A 2,311-nucleotide genomic window follows, 5' to 3' on the forward strand; every position below is an offset into this window, starting at 1 on the left:
ATAGGCGAGTTCGGCCTTCGCCATCTCGATCGCGCCCTGATGGTGAGGGATCATCATCGCGGCGAAGTCCCGGTCGGGGTCGCCGGACGGCGCCACCGCCATATCCGCGTGCATCCGCGCCATCGATTGGGCCATCATCGCATCGAAGCCGCCGGGAGCGGTCTCCGCATGCCCGGCGCGCATCATCATGCCGCCACTCAGGACGCCTGCCCCTCGCCTCGGGCTCGCGCCGCATCCACGGCTCGGTCGCCCGCGATCTGGGGGTGGCGATCCTCGGCGGCCGCTACGCCCCCGGGGACGTGCTGCCCGGGGAGATCGAATTCTCTGAGAAATTGAACGTCTCGCGCACCGCCTATCGCGAGGCGATCCGTATCCTGAGCGCGAAGGGGCTCGTCGAGAGCCGCCCGCGCACCGGCACCCGCGTGAGCCAGCGCAGCCGCTGGAACCTGCTCGACCCCGACATCCTCGCCTGGGCCTTCGAGTCGGAGCCGAGCGAGTCCTTCATCCGCGACCTGTTCGAGCTGCGGATGATCGTCGAGCCGGCGGCGGCGGCGCTCGCGGCGGAGCGGCGCTCGGGCCTCGACCTCGCCCGGATGGGCCATGCCCTGGAGGAGATGGGCCGCCACGGCCTCGCCACCGAGGCCGGACGGGCCGCCGACCAGGCCTTCCACAACACGATCCTGGAATCGGCCCGCAACGGGGCGCTGATGGCCCTGTCGAGTTCCATCGCCGCCGCGGTCACGTGGACGACGATCTTCAAGCATCGCCGCCAGGGCCTGCCCCGGGATCCGATGCCCGACCACCGCGCCCTCTACGACGCGATCGTGGCGGGCGACCCGGCCGCCGCCCGGGAGACCATGACCGAGCTGGTCCGCCTCGCCCTCGCCGACACCGAGCTGGCGATGCGCCCCTGACGGAGCCGGCGGCGTCCGCGCCGCCGGCTTGGGCCTCGTCTCAGTGGTTGTCGCGCGGCACGCCCCGGGTCTGCGCGATGCGCTGGAACGCCTCGGCGCCCTCCAGGATGGCCCCGGTGTGCATCTGCCCCACGGCGGCGCGCTGCATCGCCTGCCACGGCGTCTGCGAGGCCGGATAGGCGTAGCCGCCCGCCGCCTCCAGGGCGCTGCGGCGGCGGGCGATCTCGTCCGCGTCGACCAGCATGTCGGCGGTGCCGCGGCGCAGGTCGATCCGCACCCGGTCGCCGGTGCGCAGGAGCGCGAGGCCGCCGCCGGCCGCCGCCTCGGGCGAGGCGTTGAGGATCGACGGCGAGCCCGAGGTGCCGGACTGGCGCCCGTCGCCCAGGCAGGGCAGCGCGTGCACGCCGGCCCGGATCAGCTGCGCGGGCGGGCGCATGTTCACCACCTCGGCGGCCCCGGGATAGCCGATCGGCCCGGCCCCGCGCATGATCAGGATGGTCTCCGCGGTGATGCCGAGGCTCGGGTCGTCGATCCGGGCGTGGTAATCCTCCGGTCCGTCGAAGACCACGACGGGACCCTCGAAGGCGTCCGGATCCTCCGGGTTCGACAGGTAGCGGGCGCGGAACTCGTCGCCGATGACGCTGGTCTTCATGACCGCGGCGTCGAACAGGTTGCCGCGCAGGACCAGGAAGCCCGCCGCCTCCTTGAGGGGCCGGTCGATCGGCCGGATCACGTCCTCGTCCTCGATCACGGCGCCGCGGCAATTGTCGCCGAGGGTGCGCCCGTTGACCGTCAGCGCGCCCTCCCGGATCAGGTCGCGGCGCATGAGCTGCGCCACCACCGCGGGCAAGCTGCCGGCGCGGTAGTAATCCTCGCCGAGATAGGTGCCCGCCGGCTGCAGGTTGACCAGCAGCGGCACGTCGAGCCCGTGGGTCTGCCAGTCCGTGATGTCGAGGTCGACCCCCATGTGGCGGGCGATCGCCGCGAGGTGGATCGGCGCGTTGGTCGAGCCGCCGATCGCCGAATTGACCGCGATGGCGTTGAGGAAGGCGTCGCGGGTCAGGATGTCGGAGGGCTTCAGGTCCTCGGCCACCATGGCGACGATGCGCTTGCCGGTCTGGTAGGCGGCCTCCTGCCGGTCGCGGTAGGGCGCCGGGATCGCGGCCGAGCCGGGCAGCATCATGCCCAGGGCCTCGGCGAGCGTGTTCATCGTGGTGGCGGTGCCCATCGTGTTGCAGAAGCCGGTCGAGGGCGCCGACGAGGTGACGAGCTTGATGAAGCCGTCATGGTCGATCTCGCCGGCCGCCAGCATCGCGCGGGCCTTCCAGACGATCGTGCCGGAGCCCGTGCGCTGGCCCTTGAAACAGCCGTTGAGCATCGGCCCCACCGACAGGGCG

General features: G+C 72.4%; 3 protein-coding genes. 1 reads left to right on the forward strand and 2 read right to left on the reverse strand.

The window, feature by feature from the left end; all coding sequences use genetic code 11:
- On the reverse strand, positions 1-186 hold a 186-nt coding region (locus tag I53_RS00210), incomplete at its 3' end, for a DUF305 domain-containing protein (protein WP_251982162.1).
- 47 nt (positions 187-233) lie between these two features.
- On the opposite strand from I53_RS00210, the gene I53_RS00215 reads away from it, so the two are divergent.
- Positions 234-914: a FadR/GntR family transcriptional regulator gene (locus I53_RS00215; protein ID WP_286009563.1), complete on the forward strand. Its 681-nt coding sequence runs from the start codon at positions 234-236 to the stop codon at positions 912-914.
- Positions 915-954: 40 nt separating this feature from the next.
- On the opposite strand, the gene I53_RS00220 is transcribed toward I53_RS00215, so the two are convergent.
- Positions 955-2,311 (reverse strand): dihydroxy-acid dehydratase (locus I53_RS00220; RefSeq protein WP_043345311.1); only part of this gene is annotated, 1,357 nt, incomplete at its 5' end.

Origin of the sequence: Methylobacterium sp. B1, assembly GCF_000333255.1 — a bacterium.
GTDB classification, from domain to species: domain Bacteria; phylum Pseudomonadota; class Alphaproteobacteria; order Rhizobiales; family Beijerinckiaceae; genus Methylobacterium; species Methylobacterium fujisawaense.